The sequence below is a fragment of the Dietzia sp. CH92 genome, assembly GCF_032248695.1.
In the GTDB taxonomy this organism is placed as follows: domain Bacteria; phylum Actinomycetota; class Actinomycetes; order Mycobacteriales; family Mycobacteriaceae; genus Dietzia.
Genome location: NZ_JAVHXC010000012.1, coordinates 1 through 25,950, shown reverse-complemented (window position 1 = coordinate 25,950; position 25,950 = coordinate 1). Strand labels below are relative to the sequence as shown.

Genomic DNA, 25,950 nt, shown 5'->3' with positions numbered 1-25,950 from the left:
GCCAGCGGAAGCCCACGACGCAGCGCATCCACCGCCACCCGCGCTGGCGAACTGCACGCCAGACCCGCCGCCGCGGCACACGCAGCCCGCCGGGAAGAACTCACGCTGGCGAACTGCACGGCGAACCAGCCCTCGCCGGCCCATCCGCCCCGCGGCCGCCGGCTGATCACGCCCGCCCGCGCCCAGCCAGCAGAAGTCTCGCCGCGACCGACAGACCCGCCGCGGCCGGCAGTCTCGCCGCGGCCGGCTGGTTACGCCCGGCCGGAAGTCGCCTCGCGCCGCCTCGCCCGGACCCGCCCGCCGCGCTCGCTCAGATGTTCAGCCGGTAGCCGCGCTTGACCACGGTCGTCACGAGTTCCGGAACACCGAGCGCCCTGCGGAGTCGACCCATCGCGGTCTCCACCGCGTGCGGGTCCGTGCCGTCTCCGGGCAGGGCCTCGAGAAGCTCATCCCGGCTCACGCACGCCCCCGGCCGACGCGCGAGCGCCCGCAGCAGCGCCAACTGGGCAGGGGTCACCTCGACTGGCCGACCATCGACCAGCACCGCCGCCGCGCACACGGTCAGCTCGTGGCCGGCCACGTCGATCGGCGCCGTCCGGGCGGCCAACTCGTCGGTGGTGTGGCGCATGAGCGAACCCAGGCGCATCCGGTCGGGGCAGGTGAACGGCACCTCGAGATCCGCCAACGGCGCGGCGGTCACGGGCCCCACGCACAGGGCGGCGACGGGCCCGCTCAGGGCGTCGAGCAGGTCGTCGAAGACACCGATCGCCTCCGCCCGCTCCAGCACGGCCACGACCGCCGGCGCCGCGGTGAACGTCACACCGTCGACCCCGTGGCGGGCGATCGTGGCGACCAGTTCGTCCAGCGCGGCCAGGTCCTCGGGAAGCTCCCACCGGTAGACGGGCACCTCGATCACGTCGGCGCCCGCGTCACGCAACCCGTCGAGCAGCGGGGCCATGGGGTTCCACCCGGAGCCCGCGCCCTGCACCTGCACGCCGATAGTCAGGCCGGCGACGCCGCGCTCGAGGAGCATCTCCAGCAACTCCGGGCTGGCCTCGCTCACGGCGGAGGCGTGTTCGCGCAGGCCGGCGGCCCTGATCGCACCGGTCGTCTTGGGCCCGCGTGAGTAGAGCGGGATCCGCCCCATCAGCTCGATCAGCGGCGCGGCCAGTCCCCATTCCTCGCACACCTGCATCCACCAGCGCACTCCGGCGGCGGTGGTGAGCACCATGAGGTCGGCGGGCGTGGCCAGTAGTCGCTCGGTGGCCTCGCGCACCACGGTGTCCTCGGCGATGGGGATCATGTGCATGGCGGGGGCGTGGAGGACGGTCGCGCCGCGACGCTCGAGGAGGGTGCGCTGTTCAGACGCCCGCCGGGCGGCGGTGACGGCGACCGTACGCCCGAGGAGCGGGAGATCGGGGCCGGCGGAGGTCACGTCGGAATCGGTCACTCCCCCATCATGGCCGATCTCTGTTGCCGGGGTGTTTCGCGACCGCGGCGCAGGTGTAGCCCCTGACGACGCGGCACCCCCGACCCCCGGGTCGCCCCGCCCGGCGCCCGGCCTCACCCCGCCGCCGCGAGCCATCCGCAGATCCCCTCGACGGCCGCCGAGCACCCGCCGCAGCCGGTGCCGGCGCGAGTGCTCGCGGCCAGCGCGTCGCGGTCGCGGGCCCCGTCGCCCCAGGCGGCCACCAGGTCGCCCTTGCTCACGCCGTTGCACCGGCACACCACCGCGGTGGCGGGCATCGTCGACGGAGTGGGTGCGGCGACCGCCTCGGCGCGTCCGAGGATCACCGAGATGACGTCGTCGGGCACGGGCAGGGCGTTCTCGTAGAGCTGGGTGAGCGTGCCGACCGGTTCGGGATGGCCGATCAGCGCGGCGCCCACCACGCGTCCGGCGGACACGTCGACGCGGGCGTAGCGGCCGCGGGCGGGTTCGCAGAGCGTCGTGACCTCGGTGGCCTCGTCGGCGCCGCCCGCCGAGCCGTACACGTCGTCGGCGAGCGCGCCGAGTGCCACCACGTCGAGCCCGTGGGCCTTGAGCCGGGTGACCTGGACGCCGCCGACGTACTCCGCGTGCGGGTGGGTCCCGGCGAGCCGCGCGGCCAGCACGACGGCCTGGTCCCACGCCGGGGCCACGAGCCCGCTGACGACGCCCCGGTGCTGGGCGCAGTCGCCGATCGCGCTGATGGCGGGATCGCTGGTGGTGAGCTCGTCGCTGACCACCACGCCGTGGCCCACCTCCAGCCCGGCGTCGCGTGCGAGGTCGGCCCGGGGCGCGGACCCGGCGGTGAGGACGACGGTGCGGCAGTACACCTCGTCGTCGTCGAGCGTCAGCGTCGCCCCGTCCCACCCGGTGGCGCGCGCACCGGTGACGACCCGCACGCCCAGGGCGGTGAGGGCGCGGACCAGGACGGCGCCGCCGCCGGCGTCGAGGCAGCCGTTCATCGGCCAGGCGCGGGGGTGGACGACGACGACGTCGTGGCCGGCCGCGGCCAGTGCGCAGGCCACCTCGAGGCCGATGAAGCCCGCACCGACGATCGCGACGGGGCCGGGGTGGGCCGCGAGATGAGCGGTCAGTTCTCGTTGACCCGCGGCGTCGCGGAGGGTGAACACGCCGGGCGCGAGGCCGCCGCCGGGTGAGCGGATGCCGTCGACGGGCGGGATGCGGGGTGCGGCGCCGGTGGCCAGGACCAGGTGGTCGTACCCGATGCGCTCGCCGTCGGCGAGTTCGACCTCGGACGTCGCCCGGTCGATCGCCTGCACGGGTGTAGAGGTCCGCAGGGTGATGTGGTGCCGGTCCCACCAGCCGGTGGGCTTGAGCCGCGCGATCGGGGTGGCCGTGGGGCCCGCAGGGGCGGTGGCCGCGTGCGAGAGCATGATGCGGTTGTACGGCTCCTCCGCTTCGGCGCCGAGCACGGTGACCGCCAGCCGCGTGGGGTCCGGTTCGCCCGCACGCAGTTCCTCGGCGAGGCGCGCCGCGGCCATACCGGCCCCGACGATCACCACGTGGCGCCGCACCTGCGGCCCCGTCGGCCCGGGCGGCGCGCCCGGCGTCGGGCGTCCCGGCCCTGCCGCCGCGCTCACGCGGTCTCCAGTCGGACCGCGCACACCTTGAACTCGGGCATCCGGCTGTGCGGGTCGAGCTCGGGCAGGGTGAGCAGGTTCGCGCGCCCGCCGCCGGTGAAGTGGAACGGCAGGAAGAGGGTGTCGGTGCGCATGTCCTCGTCGTAGCGGACCTCGGCCTCGACCGCGCCGCGCCGGGACACCACGCGCGCGGCGGCACCGTCGGTCAGCCCGGCGGCCCGCGCGACCACGGGGTGGACCTGCACCCACATCCCCGGCTCGGCGGCGGCGAGCTCGGCGACGCGCCGGGTCTGGGCGCCGGACTGGTAGTGCGCGAGCAGCCGCCCGGTGGTGGCCAGCAGCGGGTACCGCGCGTCCGTCGGTTCGGCGGGGGCGGCGGGGGCGTCCACGAGGAACCGGGCCCGGCCGTCGGCGGTGGCGAAGCGGTCGAGGAACAGCCGCGGGGTGCCGTCCGGGGAGTCGGCGCCGCACGGCCAGTGCAGGACCTCGCCCGCGTCGAGGCGGTCCCAGTCGACGGCCGAGTAGTCGGCCTTGCCGCCGGCCGAGGCGCGGGCGAGTTCGTCGAACACGGCGCGCGGGTCGGTCGGGAAACGCTCGGGTCCCCGGTCCAGGCGGCGGGCGAGCTCGTGCCAGATCCACAGTTCGTCGCGCGCGCCGTCCGGCGGGGAGATCGACCGGCGGCGGCGCAGGACGCGGCCCTCGAGGTTGGTGAGCGTGCCCTCCTCCTCGGCCCACTGCGGGACGGGCAGCACCACGTCCGCGAGCGCCGCGGTCTCGGAGAGCACGAAGTCGGCCACGACCAGGGTGTCGAGCGCGCGTAGCCGCTCGGCGACGCGGCCGGCGTCGGGCGCGGAGACCACCGGGTTGGAGGCGTGGAGCAGCATCGCGGTGGGCCCGCCGGGCTGCCCGAGCGCGTCGAGCAGTTCGAACGCCGACAATCCCGGCCCGGGGATCTCCTCTGGGTCCACGCCCCACACCCCGGCGACGTGCGCGCGAGCGGCGGGGTCGGTGATCATCCGGTACCCGGGCAGCTGGTCGGCTTTCTGCCCGTGCTCGCGCCCGCCCTGCCCGTTGCCCTGGCCGGTGAGGGTGCCGTACCCCGTGCCGGGCCGGCCGGGCAGGCCCAGCGCGAGCGCCACCGCGATCACCGCGCCGACCACGGAGGTGCCGTCGGCGTGTTGTTCGGCGCCGCGTGCGGTGAGGACGTAGGCGCCGGTGCCCGCGTCGCGGGCGTCGGCGAGGAGTCGCACCGCCCGCTCGAGGTGCGCGACGGACACGCCGGTGACGCGCTCGGTGCGCTCCGGCAGCCAGGCGGCGGCGTGCGCCCACGCGTCCTCGAAGCCGGTGGTGCGCTCGGCCAGGTACCGCGCGTCGAGGCGACCGGTGACGACGACGAGGTGCAGCAGTCCCAGCGCGAGGGCCGCGTCGGTGCCGGGGCGCAGGCGCAGGTGCACGCCGCCCCCGTCGAGTGCGCGCCGCGCGGTCGCGCTGAGCCGGGGATCGGCCACGATGAGCCCGCCCGCCGCGGCTGCGGTGTCGAGATGCTGGACGAACGGCGGCATGGTGTCGGCGGGGTTGGCGCCGACGAGCAGCACCGCGCGGGCGCCCGAGAGGTCGGTGACGGGGAACGGCAGTCCGCGGTCCAGCCCGAAGCTGCGGTTCGCGGCCGCCGCGGCCGAGGACATGCACCAGCGGCCGTTGTAGTCGATGAGCCGGCTGCCCAGTGCGAGGCGGGTGAACTTGCCCAACTGGTAGGCCTTCTCGTTGGTCAGCCCGCCGCCGCCGAACACCGCCACCCCGTCCGGCCCGCCCGCGGCCCGGGCTCGGCGGATGCCCTCGACGACCCGGTCCAGGGCCGTGTCCCAGTCACAGGGTTCGAGCCGACCGTCGCGCCGGATGAGCGGGGTGGTGAGCCGGTCCGGGTGGCGCAGCAGGTCGCCGGAGGTCCAGCCCTTGCGGCACAGCCCTCCCCGGTTGGTGGGGAACCATTCCGGGCTCACCTCGGCGGATCCGCCGGGCGTCGGTGTCACCGTCATCGCGCACTGCAGGGCGCAGTACGGGCAGTGGGTGTGGTCGGGCCGGGCCCCCTCGCCGCCGGTCGCGGCCGGGTGCGGCGTCGCCGGCCGGTTCGGCGTCACCGGGTCGATGTCCACGCTCGTCATGGCGCCCTCCTCGTCGTCGTCCTCGTCACGCGCGGCACGCGCATCACCGCTGTCGGGGGCCACGCTCGCTCCCCCCGTCTCGTCCGTGCTTTCCGTCTCTTCCCTCGAGTGGTCGGATCCGCTCACGTCATCCCGGGTCGGCACGGCCGCGATCCGGTCGTCGTGACCACTCGGCGCGCCGGCGCGGTCGGCCCGGGGCCCGGCGGGCAGTCCGTCAGCGCGCGGCAGGCAGTCGGTCAGCGCGCGGCGGGCACCGGCTCCGCCCCACCCGGCGCGGTGCCGGCCACCCCGGCGGCCACCGGCGCGGGCGCGGCGGTCGGGCGCCGCAGGTACACGGCCCGGGTGACCAGCGCGGCCACCACGTAGAAGGCGGTGAACACCACGAACGCCGCCGTCGCCGAACCCGACGACTGGTACGAACTGCGCAGCGTCATGTTGATGAGGAAGCCGCCGAACGCGCCGACCGCGCCGGCCACTCCGATCAGCGCCCCGGAGTGGGCACGCGACCACGCCGCCCGCCCCGCCTCGGTCAGGTCCAGGCCCCGGCTGCGCGCCTCGTAGACGGTGGGGATCATTTTGTAGACCGACGCGTTGCCCATCCCCGTGAGCGCGAACAGGGTGAGGAACGCGGCGAAGAACAGCACCAGCGCGCCACCGGACAACCGGCCCCCGTCGGCCGCCTGGATGCTGGACGTGACGATCAGCGCGACCGTCGTGACGGCCATCCCGAGGAACGTCACCAACGTCACCCGAGCCCCGCCGAAGCGGTCCGACAGGCGACCACCCAGCATGCGGGTCAGCGAGCCCAGGAGCGGGCCGAGGAACGTGATCTGCGCGGCGTGGAGTGCGGCGTCGGCCGGGGACTCGCCGTTGCCGGTGAAGGTCATGGTGAGCATCTGGCCGAACGCGAAGCTGAAGCCGATGAACGAGCCGAAGGTGCCGATGTAGAGCAGCGACAGGACCCAGCCGTCGCGGTCGGTCGCGACGTCCTTCATGCTGGCCACGTCCACGGTCTGGTGGCCGAGGTTGTCCATCTTCAGCGCCGCGCCGATCCCGGCGACCACGAGCAGGACCAGGTACACCGCGATCACCCAGTGCGGCGACCGGTTACCGGCCGCGGCGATCACCAGCAGGCCCACCACCTGGATGGTGGCCACACCGAGATTCCCGCCCCCCGCGTTGAGGCCCAGGGCCCAGCCCTTCATACGCTGCGGGAAGAAGGCGTTGATGTTCGTCATGGAGGAGGCGAAGTTGGCCCCGCCCAGGCCGGCGAGCGCCCCCACGACGAGGTACAGCCACAGCGGCTGGCCCGGGTTGGCCATGATCCACAGCATCGTGCCGGCCGGGACGAGCAGGACGAATGCGGAGAACATGGTCCAGTTGCGGCCGCCGAACGTCGCGGTGGCCAGGGTGTACGGGATGCGCAGGAATGCGCCGGTGAGGGTGACGACCGCGGAGACGAGGAACTTGTCCGGGGCGTCGAGCCCGTAGACGTCCTCCGGCATGAACAGCACCATCACCGCGAACAACGTCCACACCGAGAACCCCACGTGCTCGGCGAACACCGACCAGTACAGGTTCCGCATCGCGGTGCGTCGCCCGCCGGACTCCCACTGCTGTCGATCCTCCGGATCCCAGCCCTCGATCACGTGCGATCGCGCCATCTCGTCGCCCCTCCACGGTCCCGGACGCCCGGCCGGCGCCCTGTGCACGACGACCTTATGGAGGGGCTGTTTCCCCCGCGCTACTCGCGGTGACGCTCCCGTCACGGTGTACTCACCTGAGGCCGTTCACCCTGTGAGGGGCGCGCGGTCGTGGTGGACTGGGGCATGTCCTCCCGCGTCGCATCCCGCGTCACCGCCCGCCTCGTCACCGTGGTGTCCGCCGCGCTCGCCCTCACGACGGGTCTGGTGCCCGCGGCCTCGGCGCAGCAGACCGGGCCCCATCCCCTGGACACATGGCGGGCGCCCTTTCCTCCGCCCGCGCCGATCCCGGCCGACGCGCGGTACGTGGACACCCAGTCCACCACCGGCCCGGACCAGCCGGGGTTCTGGGAGCTGGGGCCGAATGTCATGCGCGTGGTCTCGCGCGCCCCGGCGGACTCGCCCACCTGGTGCGACGGTTACTGGAACCTGGCGGGTGTGCGGTGCTGGCAGGTGGCCCCGGACGGATCCGTCGCCGAGCTTCGCCGGTTCTCCCTCCTCACCGACGTGTGGCACGGCTCGTCGGACCCCTGGGCCGGGGCCGCCTATCAGACCGGCTACCGCATCGCCTACGAGATGGGCTGGGACTACACCTCCGGCGGCATCTTCATCCCCACCGGATCCGGGACCGCCTACTCCACGATGATGCCGCTCGGCAGGCAGTCTCCGGATGCCGACGTATGGGTGGCGCCGGGGATCCTTCCCGGGAGCTGACGATCGCGGCCACGTCGGCTGAGTAGCCTGGGGGTTCCGCGTGCCCCCGGATGAGAAGGATGCCCCACGTGCCGTTCCCCCTGGATGTCCCCGAGTCCGTCCTGCGCAGGCGCCGCAGCCAGAAGTGGCAGGCCTATCCGGAGGACGTGCTCCCGCTGTTCGTCGCCGAGACCGACGTCCTGCTGGCCCCCGCGATCCGGGATCGACTCGCGGCCGCCGTCGCAGACGGGGACACCGGGTACTTCACGGAGATCGAGCGGCTGGCCGGGGTGTGCGCGCGGTACTACTCGCGTTTCGGGTACGACGTGCCGGAGGACTCCGTGGTCCCGGTCAACGACGTGGGGGTCGGCGTGCGCGAGTCGCTGGCGCGGATCCTGCCGGCCGGGAGCGGCGTCGTGTACACGCCGCCGGTGTACATGCCGTTCGGGCCGTGGATCCGGCGCGTGGGGATGTCGCCGGTGGCGGTGCCGTTGATCGATCACGACGGCGAGGACCCGCGACTGGATCTGGCGGGCATCGAACAGGCGTTGGCGGACGGGGCCCGGGCCGTTCTGCTCAGTCACCCGCACAATCCCACGGGCGTCCTCCACTCGCCGGCGGAGCTGGCCGAGCTCGCCGAGATCGCCGCCCGGCACGACGCCGTGGTGGTCTCGGACGAGATCTGGGCGCCCCTGGCGATGCCGGGAGTCGGCTTCGTGTCGTTCCTCGCCGTGTCGGAGACCGCGCGCGAGGTGGGCCTGGCGATCTCGTCGGCGTCCAAGGCGTTCAACCTCGCCGGGCTGAAGTGCGCGTTCGTGGTGAACGGCAATCCGGAGAAGTTCGCGGTCCAGCGTTCGGCGCTGTCGGGCGCCGTGGGTCACTTCGGCGCCCTGGCCGCCGAGGCCGCGCTCACCGAGTCTCTGGACTGGCTCGACGAGATGCGGGCCGCCCTCGCGTCGAATCTCGACCTCATGGAGCGGCTGCTCGCCGATCATCTGCCCCGCGCGCGGTGGCGGCGGCCTGACGCGGGGTTCGTCGCGTGGATCGATCTGCGCGGGTACCCGGGCCTCGGCGACGACCCTGCCGCCGCGTTCCTGGCCGAGGGTCGGGTCGCGCTGAGCCCGGGCCCGGCGTTCGGCTCCCAGGGCAAGGGATTCGCCCGCGTGAACTTCGCCTGCTCGGAAGAGCTCCTCTCCGAGGCATTCTCACGGATGGGGCGGATCGCGGCCGAGCGCGGTTGAGGTCCGCCCGGGCGCGGTGTCAGCGGGGCCGCGCCCCCTCGGCGGCGGGGCCGTGGCCCCGCCGCCAGAGGAACACCGTCATCGCCGAGGTGAGTACGGTCGTCCCGTCGAGCCGACACATCTCGTAGTCCAGCCCCACGCGGCCACGCGCCTCGTCGAGGCTGACGTCTGTCACCCTCACGGTCCCGCTCACCGTGTCCCCGGCGCGTACCGGGGCGGTGAAGCGCAGGCGGTCGAAACCGCGCCCGGCGATCACGGCCCACCGCGAGTAGAACGCGTCCACGCTGAGCCGCTGGAGGATCGCCAGGGTGTGGATCCCGCTGGCGATCACCGCGCCGTGGTGGCCGGCCGATGCCGCGACCGGGTCCGTGTGGAACCACTGGGGATCCCAGGCGGAGGCGAACTCGATGATCTCGTCCTCGGACACGAATCTGGACCCGAGGCGGATCTCCTCACCCGACCTCAACTCATCCGCATAAACGAACTCGGACATTCTTCGACTCCTCCGACATTTCGAATTCACAGTGCCCGCACGAGGCGCTTCCACTCACATTGTTCACGGCGCCGAACATCGAAGTCGGTATAGCGATTCTTTTACCGGTGACGTACGCTCATTAGGTAATCCTAAATAAGCACGGAGGACCAATGGAGACGACCATTTCCGCGCCCCTGTCGAAGGCACTGCACGACTCGACGATGGTCGCACACGAACAGGCGGAGAACGCCTCGTTCATCACCCGCCTCATGTCGGGCCTGGGCACGGTTGACGGCCTGGTGGCCCTCCTGCGGCAGTCACTTCCGGTGTACGAAGCACTCGAGGAAGCGTGCCGGGGAGTCGGATCCGATCCCCGGCTCACGCCGATCCTCGATCCGCGCCTGGACCGGGCCGGCGCGCTGAAGGCCGATCTGGCCGCCCACGCCGCTCAGGGACGCTCCTGCTCCCTCGTCGTACCCACGGTCGAGGCGTACGTGGACGAGCTGCACGCCAGCGCGTCCGACCCGGCAGCGCTCATCGGACACCACTACGTCCGCTACCTCGGTGACCTCTCGGGCGGCCAGATCATCAAGACCATGGTCCGTCGCCATTACGGGGTGGAGGAGGGACTGACCTTCTACGAGTTCGAGATCGACAAGCCGAAGGTCTACAAGGACGGCTACCGGGCCGCCCTCGATTCCCTCCCCCTCACGGATCGCGATCGCGAGTCCGCCCTGGCCGCCGCGACCCGCGCGTTCGACCTCAATCACCAGATCTTCCTCGATCTCGAGGCCGCCGGCGTCCGCTGAGTCGCCCGATCTCGGATGCCCCGGTTCCGCTCGGCGGAACCGGGGCATCGCGCGTTCGCGAGGGCATTCGCTCTGCAAACGAACGAGTCTCGGCAGGGCTCCACGTCCCCGCGATGACGAGAGGCCCCGGCACCGTTCGCGGTGCCGGGGCCTCTCGTTTCCGTGGGTTCGGGACTGAGCGCGTGTCAGCCGAAGAGGGTGGACAGGCTGCCCAGCGAGCCGGCCACTCCACTTCCGGGCTCGGTCGGATCCTCGATGTCGCCGTCGTCGTCGCCATCGGTGAAGGTGATCGGTACGAACAGCTCGTAGGACGCTTCCTTGAACCCGCCACCGGCATAGGTGTAGATGCCGTAGTTACCGGCCGAGGTCTTCGCGTCGATGGCCTCCTTGGAGACGGTCAGGGTGCCGGTGAAGTTACCGTCCTCATCGATCTCGATGTACGGCAGTTCGCCCCCCTGCATGGTGAACGTCTCGGTGGGCAGGGCCCACAGCTGGTTGGAGTTCACGCGCGAGCTGCTGGGCGCGTTGGCGGACGGGCGCCACTCGTCGAGGAAGCGTCCGAACACCACGTAGGCGCCGGTGCCCTTACCCGCGAAAGGGCCGTACGAGCCGACCACGTCGGGGTTGTTGAAGCCGGTGCCGGTCACGGTGACCCGGTGCTCACCCTCGGCGCTCAGCGTGGTCTCGGAGACCTGGATCGCCGGGGTGCCGACGGGCGCCTGGGTCTGATCCTCATCCACGGTGTAGTTCAGCTGGACGGGCAGAGGTGCCTTGGTGTTCTGGCTCCCACCGCAGCCGGTGCTGTAGTAGTGCGGTCGGACGGACGCTGCCAGCGACTCGACGAACTCGACCGGCCACGAACCCCAGACATCCGGACTGGAGCAGGTCGTCTGACCACCGGCGGCGTAGGTGACACCTGCGTACTCGGGGTTCAGCGTGATGGTGCCGTCCTGGGCGACCTCCGCGGACCCTGCGCCGAAGGTCACGACGTTCTTGCGACCGGCGTTGGTCTCCGGAGTCGGATTCCCGGCCTGATCCTGACCCGCCCCGACGAGCACCTCGAAGGTCAGCGCACCGGAACCGTCGGGGTTGACCGTCAGGGACGGGTCGGAGAGCTTCTCGTCCGGCGCGTTGAGGTGGGCCGGGTACCCGTTGAACGTGAAGTCGCCGTCCCAGTCGATGGTGACCGTCCCGTTCTCGTCGCGTTCGCCCTCTCCCCCGGTGTACTTGACGGCGTTGGGGGTCTTGCCCTCATCCGCCAGGGCGACGGGGTACGAGGTCGCCGGGAACGCCTCCGGTACGTATTCGGTCTGCGTACCGGTGCCCACGGACCCCGCGAGAATCTCTGCGTCACCCGTGGCTCCGAAGAAGCGCCACGGACCGAAGATGCCGTTCTGGGCGTATCCGCTGACGCCCCAGATCAGGGTGCCGTCCGAGATGGACCCGGGGGTCACGGGCTCGGCCTGGGCCACGGGGGCCGTCACCGCTCCGATGAGGAGCGCCGTCGCGGCTCCCACCACGGTGGACCGACGGCCGGCGAGCGCCAGCCGGGTTCGGATATCCTTCACTTCAGTCCTTTCGACGAACTGTTTGGACTACCAGCGCTGCCGCGATCGCGAGCAGTGCAGCCCCCACCCACCACTGCCATTGGTGGGTGGGGTTTCCCGTCTCGGAGGAGGCGGAAGTCTGTGCATAGACCACGTCGGTCAGCGGGAGGTTCGCCGCGACGGGCATCGTGGTCTGGTCGGATACAGGGGCGGCGGCGGGCGCTGACGGCGCAGCGCTGCTCGAACCCGACGCCGACACCGGCGCCGAGGCGGGGATGGATGCCACGGCGGCGCCGACGGTTCCGGCCGTCATCGCCGACGTCGTGGTGTAGTACTCCTCGAAGTACCCCTCGAACGTCTCGTCCACAGCGCCCTGGTCCGGGTCGCCTGTCGCCACCTGGGGTGCGGTCGTGGCACCCCCGCCGGACCTGAGGACCGCGTCCGGCTGGGCCGGCTTCCACGCTTCGTCCATCCAGGCGGCGGCCGTGTCGGCGAGGTCGGTTCCGGCGGCCCGGAGAATATCCTCCACAGTGTCGTCGAGAACCTGACCGAGAATTCCGTCGGACCCCCCGGAATCAACAGGATCCGGCATTTCCGCGGGCGCATCTGAATTCCAACTCACGGCGATCGGGAGAGGAACCTTTTTATCGTCGGAAGTTCCACTCGAATACCAGAATGAACCCGCGCCGGCTTCTGCCGCGAAATTCACGAATTCCCCGGGGAATGAACCCCAGTATTCGCCACTCCTGTTCTGCGGAGTTTCTCCCTGCCGTGCCTCATAGCGAACGCCGAGGTATTCCGGAGCTGCGGCGAATCCCTTCTGATCCTCGAGGGCGACGTCCCGCCTCGACAGGTCCGCGAGCACCACCTCGGTGGGTGGCATGGGTGACCACTCGTCCGTGTTCGCGCGGTCGCTGCGATGCCCGCCGAGCGTGGCGGTGACGACGGCGGTGGAGGGGGTGACGGTGAGCACCGGATCGCTGATCGTCAGGTAGACGAAGCCCGAGTAGTACAGAGCCGACACCGTCCCGTCCCACTCGACACGCGCGGTCCCCGCATCGGCGTCGACCGTTCCCTCGCCGCCGGTGAAGACCATCTCCAATCCGCTGTACCTGGTCGAGGACTGCGCCAACGGAGTGCCCGACTGATCGGTCGTCGTGCCCGCCCACGTCGCGGTGCTCGTCGACCCGCCAGATGAACGCTTCTCGATCGTCACGTCGCCCGCCCGGGCCCGCCAGTCCGATTCGGCGATCTGTTGGTTCGGGCCCGTCAGGGCACCTGAGATGTCGCCGGCGGAGAGGAAGTTGAGCCCCGGGCCATGACTGGGGCCGGAACTCTGTTTGTTCAGTCCCCACCGGAACTCGGCGTCGGTCAGGGTGCGCACGTCGCTGCCGGCGTCCTGCGCTCCGGCGAGTGGCGCGCCGAGCACCATGCTCGCGGACAACGCCAGGACCGCGGCGGTAGCGGAGCCGCGCCGCAGCACGGGTCGTCGTGACATCCGGTTCATCGCTGGTCCTCTTCCTTCAGCAGGGTCGTCGGGTGTCCGGCAGTGGGATATCCGCTGCCGTCGTGCGCCGGGCCGGCGTAGCCGCCGGTGTCGACGAGATCGCCCCAGGCGGGGTCGGGGTCACCGTCGTCTCCGGAGGGCGCCCCGCTCTGCCGACGCCGGATGACGAACGCGCCCGCCGCGAGGAGCGCCAGCGCGGCGATCGCCAGGAACACCCAGCTCAGCGACGCGCTCAGACCTGCCGAAGAGGAGGTCTGCGCGATGTCGACCCGCACGGGGAAACGCTCGACGGCCTCGATACCGGAGCCGGCCCCCGCAGCGCGGATCTCGTGGGTGCCCGCCTCCAGGTCCTCGGGGAGGGTGATGACACCCGCGATCTCGCCGTCGACGCCCGCGAGCACCGGCCCGACCGCCGCGATGCCCTCGCCGAGCACCACGTACACCTGCTCCCCCGGCCAGAATCCGGCCGCGGCGAATCCCATCGCTCCGCCCGCGCGGGCCGACTTGCGGTCCACCTCGATGACGCCGGCCGTCGAGAAGGTGGTCCCGCCCGTCGCGGCAGTGGGGGCATCCGCGGCGGGAGCGTCGCCGCCGGACGCTGCCGGCGCGCCGGGCTCGGCCGACTCCACCGGCGCCGCACCCCCCTGCGCCCCGACCGCAGCCCGCTCGGCGGGACGGGGCGCCGCCGCTCGCCCCTGCGCGCCCTCGGTGCGTCCGCTCGCCGCCCGCCCGGAGGGCGCGGGCGCCGGTGCCACCGTCTCGGCGGGCGAGTCGGCCTGATCGGCCGACGCCGCACCTGTCTGGAACGTCACCGGGGTGAAGGTCTCGTTGGCTCCGTTGCGGACCCCGTGCGCGCCCCACGTGAAGAACCCGCAGGTCATCTCGAGGCAGTTAATCCGCTTGCCTCCCGCACCGGTGAACTCGGGCCCGGGCACCGCCATCTGGACGCGGAACGAGCCGTCCTTGCTCATCTGCCCCTGCGCCTCACCCGCGGTCTCCGACCCGGGGAACGCCACGAAGGTCTGGTAGCCCTGGTTGTTCCTGGACTGGTCGTCCGGCACGTAGTCGTACGTCCTGCCCGTGGCCCCGCCCTGGGACGGGCCCCAGTTGGAACCGTTGACCCAGCCGAAGCCGATGTACACCCCACCGAAGCCGCCCTCGAGAGCCTGGAAACCCGAGCCCGAGACGGTGAACGTGGTGGCACCGGAGGCCGACGCCACCGCCCCACCGAGCGAACTCGACACGCTGAGACGAGCGGCGGCCTGTGCGGGCGCCGCCGAGGCCATGATCAGTGCCGCGCCCGCCAGCAACGCCGCCATCAGCACGGCGACGCACCGCCGCGCACCGGTGAGCGCCCACCGGATTCTGGTGTCCATCACGAGACCTCCTTGACGAGAACGGGCTCGGAGACACCGGCGTCGGCGCGGTGATCCGATACTGCGGGACGGTGGAATCCACGCCGGTCCGGGGTGACCAGCAGGTCCCCCGTGACGGGGTGACGGTGGATGAGCACGGGCTGCTGATAGACCTCTTCGACCAGCTCCGGGGTGAGCACCTCGGCGGGCGCCCCCTCGGCCCGGACCCGGCCGCCCGAGAGCATCACCATCCGGTCCGACCAGGCGGCGGCCAGCTCGAGGTCGTGCAGCACCACCACCACGGCCCCGCCCTCATCGGCGACCGACCGGGCCAGCTCCAGGACGATCTCCTGATGCCGCAGGTCGACGGCCGCGGTCGGCTCGTCCAGCAACAGCACCCCGGTCCGCTGGGCCAGGGCTCGTGACAAGGACACGCGAGCCTTCTCGCCCCCCGAGAGAGTGGGGAACGTCCTGAGCCGCATATGCGTGGTGTCGGTGGCGGCCATCGTCTCGTCGATGACGACCTCGTCGTCGTCGTCCTCGGGTCGTCCTGCCCACGGCGCACGCCCCATCGCCACCACCTCCCGCACGGTGAAGGGGAACGCCACCGCGTTGGCCTGGGTCAACAACGCGCGCCGACGTGCGAGATCACCCAGGCGCCACCGGCGCAGATCCGTCCCGTCCAGCACGGTCCGCCCGGACTCCGGCACGGTGTCCCCGGCCACCACTCCCAGCAGCGTGGACTTCCCGGCCCCGTTGGGGCCGACCAGCGCCAGCACCTCGCCGGCGTGGACGTCCAGGTCCACCGCGTCGAGGAGCACCCGACCCCCGATCCGGACCGTCACGGCCTCCGCCGACAACACCGGCGTGCGCTCCGCCCGCGCGCTCATCCCCAGCCTCCCGAGGTCCGACGGGTCCGGTGCAGCAGCCAGAAGAAGAACGGGCCGCCGACGGCCGCGGTGACCATGCCCAGCGGCAACTCCGCGTAGTTGACGGCCGTGCGCGCCACCAGGTCCGCGGCGAGCAGACACACCGCGCCGCCCAGCGCGGAGGCCGGCAACAGGAGCCTGTGGCCCGGCCCGGCGATCATGCGGATGAGGTGCGGCACCACGAGCCCGACGAACGAGACGATCCCGCAGAAGCTCACCGCCGCCGCGGTGAGCAGGCCCACCAGGAAGATCGACACGATCCGCAGGCGCTCGACGTTGACGCCCAGGTGCCGGGCCGGCCGCTCCCCCAACGACAACAGGTCCAGGGGGCGGGCCAGCCGCGCGGCCAGGACCACGCCCAGCAGCGCGAGCGGCGCCACGACCAGCACGTGCTCCCACCGGCTGCCGTTGAGGCTGCCCAGTTGCCAGAACACGATCTCCTCGCGCGCCTGGGTGTCGCCGAGGAACATCAGCAGCGCCAGCGCCGCGCCCGCCACCGCGTTGACCGCGATGCCCGTCAGCACCAGGGTCACGACCTCCGTGCGCCCGTTACTACGACTGAAGAGGTACACGGCCGTCGTGGTGATGATGCCCGCCACGAACGCGCAGACCACGCTCGTCCACGCCCCGAAGGTCGTCAGTCCGAACACGATCGCCGACGCGGCACCCACCGCGGCGCCGGCCGACACGCCCACCACGCTGGGCTCGGCCAGCGGGTTCCCGAACGCGCCCTGCATGAGCGCGCCCGCCACCGAGAGGGCCGCCCCCACCACCAGCGCCATCGCCACCCGCGGGAAACGGACACTCCACAGCGTCGCGTCGGCGCGCGGGTGACTCGCCGGCGGCCCGGCGTCGATCCCGAGGCCACGCAGGAACCCCGAGGCCACCTCGGCCGCCGGGATGGACAGCTGGCCGGACGCCGCCGCCACCACGGACAGCACCACCAGCGCGACCGCCAGCCCGACCAGCAACAATCCCCCGGTCAGCAGGCGGTTCGCGACCCCGGCCTCGCGCGCGCGGGCGGGGCGGGTCGCCTGCGCGGGCGCGGCCGGTGGCCGGTTGTCGGTGAGCGTCACAGCGCGTCGGGGGCGTAGAGGGCCACGGCCAACGCGTTGAGCACGGCCGGGGTGCGCGTACCGAACGACAGGACCAGGTCGTCGTTCATCGAGATCACGCGTCGGTTCGCGCCGGCCGGGGTCTGCGCCATGGCCGGGAACTTCTCCAACAGACCGTCGACGCCGCCGACCGAGTCCAGGCCCTTGTTCATCATGATGATGACGTCCGGCTGCGCGGCGATGAGCCCCTCGTCGTTGGCGGGCTTGGCGCCCTTCCAGCCGACCTCCGAGGAGACGTCGTAGCCGCCCGCCGCGGTGATGAGCTCGTCGGCGCCGCTGTCCTGACCGAACATGTAGTACACGCCGGCGGATCCACGGGCGTAGAGGAATACCGTGCGCAGCTGTCGGGTCTGCGACTCCGGCGTGATGGTGGCGATCGACTCCTCGGCCTCCGCGATCTGCGCGCGGGTCCGCTCGCCGAGCTCGCGGCCCAGTCCGGGGACGCCGAGCGCCGCGCCCACCGCGCCGGTGAGCTCCTCGACGTTGCCCGGGGACCGGTGGGAGTCGACGACGACGACGGGGACCCCGGCGTCGCGGACCTGCAGGATCACGTCCCACGGACCGAGCGAGGTGTCCGTGATGATCACGCTGGGGTCCAGCGCGAGGATCGCCTCGGCGTTGAGCTGGTGTCCGTCCTGCGTGACCAGGGGCCGATCGGCGATCTCGGGGAACGAGGACGAGATGTCGCGGCCGATGACGTTCTCCCCCAGCCCCAGCTCGTAGACGATGCGGGACAGGGTGCCGTAGATGTCGAGCGGCAGGATGCGCGAGACGTCGGTGACCTCGACGACGGTCCCCTGGTTGTCGGTGACCACCGCGGGCAGCTCGGGAACGGGATCGGCGGCGACCGGCTCCACCGGGTCGTCGACGAGCTGCAGCGGGAGTTCGCCCCGGAACGAGCGGGGGTCCTCGATCGCCGAGACCTCGGAGGCCAGCGGGATCCCCGAGATGCGCTCCACGTCCCCGCCGAGGCCGGTGGCGACCCCGCACGCGGTCAGCGAGAAGGCCACGGTGGCGATGAGCGCGACGCGGATCGAGCCTGTGCGCTTTCTGAACATGCGGTTACAGTAACACCCCGATTGAGGCTAGCCTAACCTGACTGAGCCAAGCCTTGCCTCATTTGCGTTGTCGCTGCGTACCGGGGTTCGAGTGCAGCCATGGGGCCACGATTGTGACCTGAACCGGCGTCCGGTTCGAGTAAGAGGCTGTTGCTGCAGCGGCATACAGCGCGCCGGGTGTCCGCGGCTCCCCTCGGGGACCACGGACACCCGGCGCGTGCGTCGGGAGCCGCCGATCAGGCCGGGGCGACCTCCGGGGCCGTCACCGTGAACGTCAGCGTCGTCGAGTACGCGCGGCCGTACCGGTCCGTCGCGGTGATCTCGGCGGTGTGCTCGCCCGGCTCGAGGTCCGTCGGCAGCGCGATCCGCCAGAGGTGCGAGCTCGAGCGGCCCAGCGCGCCGCCGGTGACCAGGTTGTGCGAACCCGAGACCGTCTCGGTGAACTCCCACCCCACGTTGAGCGCCTCGCCGGTCGCCGGCTGGGTGTGCTCGGCGGCGACGGGCGCGCCGCCGTCGATCGACACCTGCACCTCGGCGTCCGTGGAGCCTCCGAAGAAGCTCGCGGCGAGCCACGCCTCACCGCCGGCGAGGTCCTCGGCGCTGACGGCATCGGTCGGCACCGGCGCCGGGGCCGGGCCGGTCTCGCCGTCGTCCTTCCACTGCTGGTGGGCCTGGGCCCACGCACGCCACGCGGGGCTGTTGATCCCGGTGAGGAACTGGCGGTCCACCGGCTCGTTGCGCACGGTGTAGTACTCGGAACGCGAGGCCCCGTCGAATTCGATGGTGAGCACACCGGGTTCGGCGGCGTCAGAGGTGTAGGAGTGGGGCACGCCGTTCTCGTTGAGCTCGCCCGAGTACCAGGAGCCGGAGACCGCGCCGGCCACCAGCTGATCGTGGGTCAGCTCGGGAATGCCCGCGTCCGCCCACTCCTGGCGTGAATCGCCGGCCAGCAGGTGCTCGAGCGTGTGGGTGTGACCGCCCACGGTCACCGCGTTGGGGTAGTCCGCGAGGATCTCGTACAGCTCGGCGGCGTTGTCGGTCGTGACGCCCCGGTAGTCCACGATCGGGGCGTGGGCCGCCACGACGATGTTCTTGTCGCGGTCGACATGCTCCAGGTCGTTGCGCAGCCACTCGAGCTGCTCCTGCGAGATCGCCTCGGTGTACCCGCCGTTCGACCCCTCGGCGTCCGCGCCGTTGTAGACGATGTTGAACAGGCCCACGAAGTGGGTGTCGCCCACCTCGTAGGAGTAGTACGGGGCCCCGAAGTCGCGACGGTACGTGTCGACCGAATGCGTGGCGTCCGCAGCGTCGAAGTCCATGTCGTGGTTGCCGGGGATCGCGCGCACCGGGCCGTTCGCGTCGGCGTAGAGCTCCTTGAGCGGCTGGTTGAGGCTCAGATCGTCACCGACGTTGTCGCCCAGCAACAGGATGCCGCACCCGGCGTAGTCGTCACGGGCCGCGAGGTCGGCCGGAACGCCCCGGCTCGCGTACCCGACCTCTTCCATGTCGTAGGTCTGGGTGTCGGAGGCGATCGGGCAGGACTGCCTCGGATCGGCGGTCGCGGCCGACTTCGCCAGCGGGAAGTTCACCGCCGCCGGGAGGTCGCCGGTCGGCTCGAGGCCGCCGAAGCGCAGCTCCGGCGAGCCCGCCGGGAGATGGTTGTAACTGAACTGGGCGAACATCTGCTCGTCGACCGGCACCTGCCAGCCGGCGGGCTGGGTGACGAACGCGGTGAAGTTGTCGGAGGCCGGCAGCTCGTAGCGGCCCTCGTCGTCGGTGGTGACGACGTCTCGACCGTTGGAGACCCGCACATCGGGTACGCCGACTTCCCCGTCGTCGTACACCGAGTTGCGGTTGACGTCGTCGAACACGCGCCCGGTGAGGACGGACGGGTCCGCGGCGGCGCCGTCGACCACCTCGACGGATCCCGTGTAGAGGCCCTCGTCGGGCCCGGGCGCGGAGCTGCCGAGCTCGGCGCCGAGCGACCCACCCGGGTCGGCGGAGCCGCTGCCCAGCGACCCGGTGGGAAGTGCGTGTGCGGGCGCGGCGCCCACGATGATCGTGGCGGCGAGCGCCAGGCCGGTGGCGCGGCGTCGGTGTGGGTGCGGATGCGGTGTCTGCACTGACGGCATCGTCTCTCCTCGTCGGGTTGCGTACGACCTGCTCGTACGCCCGGCGAACGCTAGGGTCGCCGGTCAACATCGAGGTGACGGGCCGAGGGCGCGATGCTGAACCCCGCGTCGACCGCAGGCGACGTGCCGTCCCGCCGCAGGGACTATTCGGAGGAACTTATCGGAGTATTTTCCTTTCACGAATACCCGCGCACTGTGCTCATACCCGAACGCCCCCATCCGTTGTCCGGGACAACAGATGGGGGCGCGGGCCGCCGGGGCGTGGGCGGACGGGACGCGGGTCGCGGGCGTCAGGCCTGTTCGGCCGCCAGCTTCTTGAGCGACTCGGTGGGCGCGAAACGCTCCCCGTACTTCGCGGCCAGCTCCTCGGCGCGCGCGACGAAGCCCCGGTAGCCCGTGGCGGCCTTCGCACCCGGCTCGGAGTAGTTCTTCGCGTACTGGCGGGTGCCGCCCGTCCAGGCCGGGAAGCCGATGCCGATGATGGAGCCGATGTTGGCGTCGGCGTCGTCGGTGATCACGCCCTCGTCCACGCACTTCTGCGTCTCGAGCACCTCGGCGAAGATCATGCGGTCGACCAGGTCCTGCAGGGGCGGGGCGTTGTCCGGCGAGGTGGAGAACGCCTCGCGCAGGCCCGGCCAGAGACCGGCGCGCGTGCCGTCGGTGTACTCGTAGAAGCCGGCTCCGGCCAGACGACCGGCGCGGCCGAGCTCGTTGACCATCGTGGCGGTCACCCGGTCCGAGGCCACCTCCACGAACTCCTCCCCCGCGGCCGCGGCGGCCTCCCGCGCGGTCTCGCGGATCTTGAGCATGAGGGTCAGGTTCAACTCGTCCGACAGCTGCAGCGGCGCCGCCGGGTAGCCCGCGATCCGGCCGGCCTGCTCGATCGTGGCGGGCTCGATGCCCTCGTCGAGCATCCCGATCGCCTCGTTGACGAAGGTGCCGATCACGCGGGAGGTGTAGAAGCCACGCGAGTCGTTGACCACGATCGGGATCTTGCGGATCTGCAGGGTGAGGTCGATGGCCCTGGCGAGGGTCTCCGGGGTGGTCTTCTCCCCGCAGATGATCTCGACGAGCTGCATCTTGTCGACGGGTGAGAAGAAGTGCAGGCCGATGAAGTCCTCGGGGCGCTTGACGCCGGTGGCGAGGTCGGTGATGGGCAGCGTCGAGGTGTTGGAGCCCAGGAGCGCATCGGGTGCGACGATGTCCTCGATCTCCTGGAAGACCTTCTTCTTCAGCTCGGGCGATTCAAAGACGGCCTCGATCACCAGGTCGCAGCCGGCGAGCGCCTGCGGGTCGGTGGTCGGCGTGATGCGGGCCAGGAGCGCGTCGGACTTCTCCTGCGTGGTCCGTCCGCGCTCGAGGGCCTTGGCCTCGATCTTCTCGGAGTACGCCTTGCCCTTGTCGGCGGAGGCCTGCTCGACGTCCTTGAGGACGACCTCGATGCCGGCCTTGGCGCAGACGTAGGCGATGCCCGCGCCCATCATGCCGGCGCCGAGGACGCCGACCTTCGTGAACTGCGTGCGCGGGATCTCCGACCCGTCGGCGGCCTTCGGGCGGGCGCCTCCGGAGGAGCAGTGCTGCATGTCGAAGAAGAACGCCTGGATCATGTTCTTCGCGATGGGGCCGGTGACGAGGGAGACGAAGTAGCGCGCCTCGATCTTCTCGGCGGTGGCGAAGTCGACCTGGGAGCCCTCGACGGCGGCGGCCATGATGGCCCGGGGGGCGGGGGCCGGGGCGCCCTTGGTCTGCTTGCGCATGTTGGCGGGGAACGAGGGCAGGACGCCGGCCAGCGCGGGGTCGTCGATCGTGCCGCCGGGCAGCGTCCAGCCCTTGCGATCCCACGGCTGGGTGGGCTCGGGGTCGGTGGCGAGCCACGCCTTGGCGGCGTCGATGAGCTTCTCGGGCTCCACGACCTCGTCGACGAGGCCGGCCTTGAGGGCCTTGTCGGGCGCGAACGAGCGCCCGGACATGAGGATGTTGGGCACGGCCTGGGCGAGGCCGAACATCCGGACGGTGCGGACGATGCCGCCGCCGCCGGGCAGCAGGCCGAGGGTGACCTCGGGCAGCCCCACTTTGGCGCCGCGGGCGTCGGCCATGACGCGGTGGTGGCACGCGAGCGCGAGTTCGAGACCGCCGCCCAGGGCGGCGCCGTTGATCGCGGCCACGACGGGCACGCCGCAGGTCTCGAGGGCGCGCATACGGCCCTTGATGCCCATCGACCGCTCGTACAGTTCGTCGGCCTGCTCGGGCCCGGCCTTGATCATGGACTTGAGGTCACCGCCGCCGAAGAAGCTCTTCTTGGCGGAGGTGAGGACGACGCCCTTGATGGAGTCCTTCTCGGCCACGATGCGGTCGACCGTGGCGGAGAAGTCGTCGATGAACCGGGCGTTCATCGTGTTGGCGCCGTGGTCGGGGTCGTCCATGGTGAGGGTGACGATGCCGTCGCCGTCCTGATCCCACCGGAACATGTTGTCGCTCACTGGTTTCGTTCTCCTTCAGGCTGTGGTGTCGGTGGGGTCAGACGCGTTCGATGATGGTGGCCACGCCCATGCCGCCGCCCACGCACAGGGTGATGAGGGCGCGCTTGCCGCCGGTGCGCTCGAGCTCGTCGAGGACGGTGCCGGTGATCATGGCGCCGGTGGCGCCGAGGGGGTGGCCCATGGCGATGGCGCCGCCGTTGACGTTGAGCTTCTCGTCGGGGATGTCGAGGTCCTTCTGGAACCGCAGGACGACGGAGGCGAAGGCCTCGTTGAGTTCCCAGAGGTCGATGTCGTCCTTGGTCAGCCCGGCGACGTCGAGGGCCTTGAGGGCGGCGGGGGTGGGCCCGGTGAGCATGATGGTGGTGTCCGCACCGGAGGTGGCGGCGGCGACGACGCGGGCGCGCGGGGTCATGCCCATCTCCTGTCCGGCCTTCTCGGAGCCCACCACGACGAGCGCGGCGCCGTCGACGATGCCGGACGAGTTGCCACCGTGGTGTACGTGGTCGATCTTCTCGATCCAGTGGTACTTCTGCAGCGCGACGGCGTCGAAGCCTCCCATGTCGCCGACCATGGCGAAGGAGGGCTTGAGGCCGGCGAGCGACTCGACGGTGGTGCCGGGTCGCATGTGCTCGTCGCGGTCGAGGACGGTGAGGCCGTTGATGTCCGTGACGGGGACCACCGAGCGCGCGAACCGTCCTTCGTCCCAGGCGCGGGCGGCGAGCCGCTGTGAGCGCTCGGCGTAGCGGTCGACGTCCTCACGGCTGAAGCCCTCGAGGGTGGCGATGAGGTCGGCGCCGATGCCCTGCGGCGAGAAGTAGGTGTCGTAGTTGGTGGCCGGGTCCATGGCCCAGGCCCCGCCGTCGCTGCCCATGGGCACGCGGGACATGGATTCGACGCCGCCGGCGAGGACGACCTCGTCCCAGCCGGAGCGGATCTTCTGGGCGGCCATGTTGATGGAGGTCAGGCCTGAGGCGCAGAAGCGGTTGATCTGCACGCCGGCGACGGTGTCGGGCATTCCGGCGGCCAGCGCGGCGATGCGGGGCAGGTCCATCCCCTGGTCGCCGAGGGGGCTGACGATACCGAGGATGATGTCCGAGATCCGGTTCTCGTCGAGGTCGGGGAACCGGCGACGAGTCTCCTCGATGAGGCCGACGACCAGGTCGATCGGCTTGACGCCGTGGAGGGCACCGCCGGGCTTTCCCTTACCTCGCGGTGTCCGGATGGCGTCGTAGATGAATGCCTCGGTCATGGGTGGTCCACGGCCTTTCTCTGGGCGGGTCGATTACGTGTCCGGCCTCACACTACGTGGTCGCCGTCCGCTGTTCGGAGTCTGGTCCGTTTCTGTCTCCGGTGTGTCGCCGGCGTGGCCGGTGGCACAGTGGAGCGTGTGACTGCGCATGACATCATCTCCCCCGCCCTGGCCGAACTCGCCGAGGTCTGTGGGGTCGCCACGAGGTACGAGGATGCGCGCGGTGTGGACCGTGAGGTCCCGGCGCGGACGGTGCGTGCGGTGCTCGCCGCGATGGGTGTGCCGGTCGGTGGTGGTGGCGAGGAGCGCAGGACCGTAGTCGCGGCCGCGGGCGGCGACGCGGCCGGGTGCGACGACCACGAAGACGGGCCCGACGACGACGAGGTCCACGCCTCGGACCTGGAGGCTCTGCGTGCTGTTCGCGAGCGCCCCTGGCGGCGTGTACTGCCTCCGTCACTGGTGGCTCGTCAGGGCACCGCCATCGGGTGCCCCGTTCACGTCCCGCACGGCGCCACGGTGAGGGTGTCGGTCCTGCTCGAGGACACCGATGTCCCGGTCACCCTGCTCCCGCTCGACGAGCCCCGGGTCGCCCACGAGGTCGGCGGCGTGACGGTGGAGCGGGTGACGCTCGCGGTGCCCGGCACCCTGCCGGCGGGGTGGCATCGGGTGACGGCCGTGGTGGAGGTTCCGGGCAGCGCCCCGGAGCCGGCCGAGTGCACGTTGCTGGTCTATCCCCCGTCGATCCCGGTCCCCCATGGTCTCGACCGTCACCGTGCGGTCGGCCTGGCGGCCCAGCTCTACCAGATCCGGTCGGGCGGTTCGTGGGGCACGGGTGATCTCGCCGATCTCGGGGACCTCGCGGCGTGGGCCGGCCGCGACGTCGGCGCGGATTTCGTCCTGGTCAATCCGATGCATGCCGGTGAACCGTTCCCGCCGGTGGGACCGTCGCCGTATCTGCCGACGACACGGCGTTTCGCCTCTCCCCTGTATCTCCGTCCCGAGCAGGTGCCCGAGTACGCCGGGTTGTCCGCGCCCGACCAGGCGCGGGTGGACGAGCTCGCCCGGTCCGCTGCCGGGGCCAACCGGACGGATGTGATCGACCGGGACGCGTCCTGGTCCGCGAAGCTGGAGGCCCTGCGCCTGCTGTTCGCGGTTCCCCTGTCCCCGCGGCGCCGGGAGTCGTTCGACCGGTTCGTCGCCGGTGAACCGGGTGTGCGGGGGTTCGCCACGTGGTGCGCGCTGGCTGCCGAGTACGGCTCGGACTGGACCGTATGGCCGGCTGAGTTCCGGGATCCGGGTTCCGAAGCCGTCGCCGGGTTCGCCGACGATCATGCCGAGGAGGTGCGGTTCCACGAGTGGCTGCAGTGGCAGGTGTCCCAGCAGCGGGGACATACTCAACAAGAAGCGGTCGGGGCCGGTATGCGCCTCGGTGTCCTGCATGATCTGGCGGTCGGTGTGCATCCGACCGGGGCGGATGCGTGGTCGTTGAGCCGGTCCCTGGCCCGGGGCGTGTCGGTGGGTGCACCGCCGGATGCGTACAACCAGCGCGGCCAGGACTGGTCGCAGCCGCCGTTGCGTCCGGACGCGTTGGCGGAGGAGGGTTTCGCGCCGTTCCGCGACATCGTCCGGGCCGCCCTCCGGGATTCCGGTGGGGTCCGTATCGACCACATCCTGGGCTTGTTCCGGTTGTGGTGGATCCCGGAGGGCGCTCCGCCCACCGAGGGGACCTACGTCCGGTACGACCATGAGGCGATGCTGGGTGTCCTCGCTCTGGAGGCGACCCGCGCGGGGGCCGTGATCGTGGGTGAGGACCTGGGAACGGTGGCACCGGGGGTGCGGGAGACGTTGTCCGAGCTCGGTGTCCTGGGTACGTCGGTGATGTGGTTCGAGAAGCGGAACGACCAACCCGTCCCTCCCGAGGAGTACCGCCGTCTGTGTATGGCATCGGTGACCACCCATGACCTTCCTCCCACGGCCGGGTACGCCGATCTGGTCCATGTGGATGTGAGGGAGGAGCTCGGGCAGTTGACCGGGGATGTCGACGAAGAGCGTCGGTCCGCCGGCGAGGAGATCGCGGTGTTCCGGGAGGCGGTTCGTGACCGTGGGCTCCTCGAGGGCGGGTCGGCGGACGATTTCGTCGTGGCGCTGCACCGCTTCCTGGCGGCGGCACCGTCGCTGCTGCTGGCGGTCTCGGTGGCGGATCTCGTGGGTGATCGTCAGCCGGTGAACATGCCGGGGACGTCGGAGGAGTACCCGAACTGGCGGGTGCCGTTGTCGGATGCCGACGGCCGGCTGGTGAGCCTGGAGCAGTTGACGCAGTCCGCTCTCGCGCGTCGGGTGATGGGCGCTGTCGTGGCGGATGGTGGTGCTGGTTGAGGGTGTGGGGGTGTAAATGGCGGGAACCCCGA

General features: G+C 71.6%; 18 protein-coding genes. 4 read left to right on the top strand and 14 right to left on the bottom strand.

What is annotated here, in order from left to right:
• Nucleotides 1–310: 310 nt before the first annotated feature.
• The 4 genes from RWK90_RS17055 to RWK90_RS17040 all read right to left on the bottom strand — a co-directional run bounded on the left by RWK90_RS17055 (nt 311) and on the right by RWK90_RS17040 (nt 6,913).
• Complete coding sequence (locus tag RWK90_RS17055; RefSeq protein ID WP_314038824.1) at nt 311–1,450, bottom strand: uroporphyrinogen-III synthase; 1,140 nt, start codon at nt 1,448–1,450, stop codon at nt 311–313.
• Nucleotides 1,451–1,563: 113 nt separating this feature from the next.
• The gene (locus RWK90_RS17050) at nt 1,564–3,087 is read right to left on the bottom strand and encodes an FAD-dependent oxidoreductase (protein WP_314038823.1); all 1,524 of its coding nucleotides are present in this window, start codon (nt 3,085–3,087) and stop codon (nt 1,564–1,566) included.
• Nucleotides 3,084–5,249, bottom strand: coding sequence for a molybdopterin oxidoreductase family protein (locus RWK90_RS17045; RefSeq protein WP_396230356.1), 2,166 nt, complete (start codon nt 5,247–5,249; stop codon nt 3,084–3,086). The genes RWK90_RS17050 and RWK90_RS17045 overlap by 4 nt, the downstream gene beginning before the upstream one ends.
• A gap of 236 nt (nt 5,250–5,485) precedes the next feature.
• The gene (locus tag RWK90_RS17040; RefSeq protein WP_314038821.1) at nt 5,486–6,913 is read right to left on the bottom strand and encodes a nitrate/nitrite transporter; all 1,428 of its coding nucleotides are present in this window, start codon (nt 6,911–6,913) and stop codon (nt 5,486–5,488) included.
• 165 nt (nt 6,914–7,078) lie between these two features.
• On the opposite strand from RWK90_RS17040, the gene RWK90_RS17035 reads away from it, so the two are divergent.
• Both RWK90_RS17035 and RWK90_RS17030 read left to right on the top strand, forming a co-directional pair.
• On the top strand, nt 7,079–7,666 hold the full coding sequence (locus RWK90_RS17035; RefSeq protein WP_314038820.1) for a hypothetical protein: 588 nt from the start codon (nt 7,079–7,081) through the stop codon (nt 7,664–7,666).
• Between the two features lie 68 nt (nt 7,667–7,734).
• Nucleotides 7,735–8,886 carry an aminotransferase class I/II-fold pyridoxal phosphate-dependent enzyme gene (locus RWK90_RS17030; RefSeq protein ID WP_314038819.1) on the top strand — a complete coding sequence of 384 codons (1,152 nt, stop codon included), beginning with the start codon at nt 7,735–7,737 and terminating at the stop codon, nt 8,884–8,886.
• 19 nt (nt 8,887–8,905) lie between these two features.
• Here the strand turns inward: RWK90_RS17030 and RWK90_RS17025 are convergent, their stop codons facing one another.
• Nucleotides 8,906–9,379 carry a MaoC/PaaZ C-terminal domain-containing protein gene (locus RWK90_RS17025; RefSeq protein WP_314038818.1) on the bottom strand — a complete coding sequence of 158 codons (474 nt, stop codon included), beginning with the start codon at nt 9,377–9,379 and terminating at the stop codon, nt 8,906–8,908.
• A gap of 152 nt (nt 9,380–9,531) precedes the next feature.
• Here RWK90_RS17025 and RWK90_RS17020 point away from each other — a divergent pair, with 152 nt between their 5' ends.
• On the top strand, nt 9,532–10,170 hold the full coding sequence (locus RWK90_RS17020; protein WP_314038817.1) for a biliverdin-producing heme oxygenase: 639 nt from the start codon (nt 9,532–9,534) through the stop codon (nt 10,168–10,170).
• A gap of 185 nt (nt 10,171–10,355) precedes the next feature.
• On the opposite strand, the gene RWK90_RS17015 is transcribed toward RWK90_RS17020, so the two are convergent.
• From RWK90_RS17015 to RWK90_RS16975, 9 genes are all read right to left on the bottom strand, one after another.
• A complete protein-coding gene (locus RWK90_RS17015) occupies nt 10,356–11,738 on the bottom strand; it encodes a hypothetical protein (RefSeq protein WP_314038816.1) in 1,383 nt (460 codons plus the stop codon).
• A gap of 1 nt (nt 11,739) precedes the next feature.
• Nucleotides 11,740–13,224, bottom strand: coding sequence for an HtaA domain-containing protein (locus tag RWK90_RS17010; RefSeq protein ID WP_314038815.1), 1,485 nt, complete (start codon nt 13,222–13,224; stop codon nt 11,740–11,742).
• Nucleotides 13,221–14,600: a hypothetical protein gene (locus tag RWK90_RS17005; protein ID WP_314038814.1), complete on the bottom strand. Its 1,380-nt coding sequence runs from the start codon at nt 14,598–14,600 to the stop codon at nt 13,221–13,223. Before RWK90_RS17005 ends, RWK90_RS17010 begins: the two co-directional genes overlap by 4 nt.
• Nucleotides 14,600–15,469, bottom strand: coding sequence for a heme ABC transporter ATP-binding protein (locus RWK90_RS17000; RefSeq protein ID WP_314038812.1), 870 nt, complete (start codon nt 15,467–15,469; stop codon nt 14,600–14,602). Before RWK90_RS17000 ends, RWK90_RS17005 begins: the two co-directional genes overlap by 1 nt.
• Nucleotides 15,466–16,584: an iron ABC transporter permease gene (locus tag RWK90_RS16995; RefSeq protein ID WP_314038811.1), complete on the bottom strand. Its 1,119-nt coding sequence runs from the start codon at nt 16,582–16,584 to the stop codon at nt 15,466–15,468. The genes RWK90_RS17000 and RWK90_RS16995 overlap by 4 nt, the downstream gene beginning before the upstream one ends.
• Nucleotides 16,581–17,681 (bottom strand): ABC transporter substrate-binding protein, encoded by a 1,101-nt coding sequence (locus RWK90_RS16990; protein ID WP_314038810.1) that lies wholly within the window; start codon nt 17,679–17,681, stop codon nt 16,581–16,583. The genes RWK90_RS16995 and RWK90_RS16990 overlap by 4 nt, the downstream gene beginning before the upstream one ends.
• 236 nt (nt 17,682–17,917) lie before the next feature.
• Nucleotides 17,918–19,813, bottom strand: coding sequence for a calcineurin-like phosphoesterase family protein (locus RWK90_RS16985; RefSeq protein WP_314038809.1), 1,896 nt, complete (start codon nt 19,811–19,813; stop codon nt 17,918–17,920).
• Nucleotides 19,814–20,103: 290 nt separating this feature from the next.
• Entirely contained in the window at nt 20,104–22,281 is a 2,178-nt protein-coding gene (locus RWK90_RS16980; RefSeq protein WP_314038825.1) for a 3-hydroxyacyl-CoA dehydrogenase NAD-binding domain-containing protein, read from the bottom strand.
• A gap of 49 nt (nt 22,282–22,330) precedes the next feature.
• A complete protein-coding gene (locus tag RWK90_RS16975) occupies nt 22,331–23,542 on the bottom strand; it encodes an acetyl-CoA C-acetyltransferase (protein WP_314038808.1) in 1,212 nt (403 codons plus the stop codon).
• A 138-nt stretch (nt 23,543–23,680) separates the two neighbouring features.
• On the opposite strand from RWK90_RS16975, the gene malQ reads away from it, so the two are divergent.
• A complete protein-coding gene (gene malQ / locus RWK90_RS16970; protein ID WP_314038807.1) occupies nt 23,681–25,918 on the top strand; it encodes a 4-alpha-glucanotransferase in 2,238 nt (745 codons plus the stop codon).
• Nucleotides 25,919–25,950: the final 32 nt, after the last annotated feature.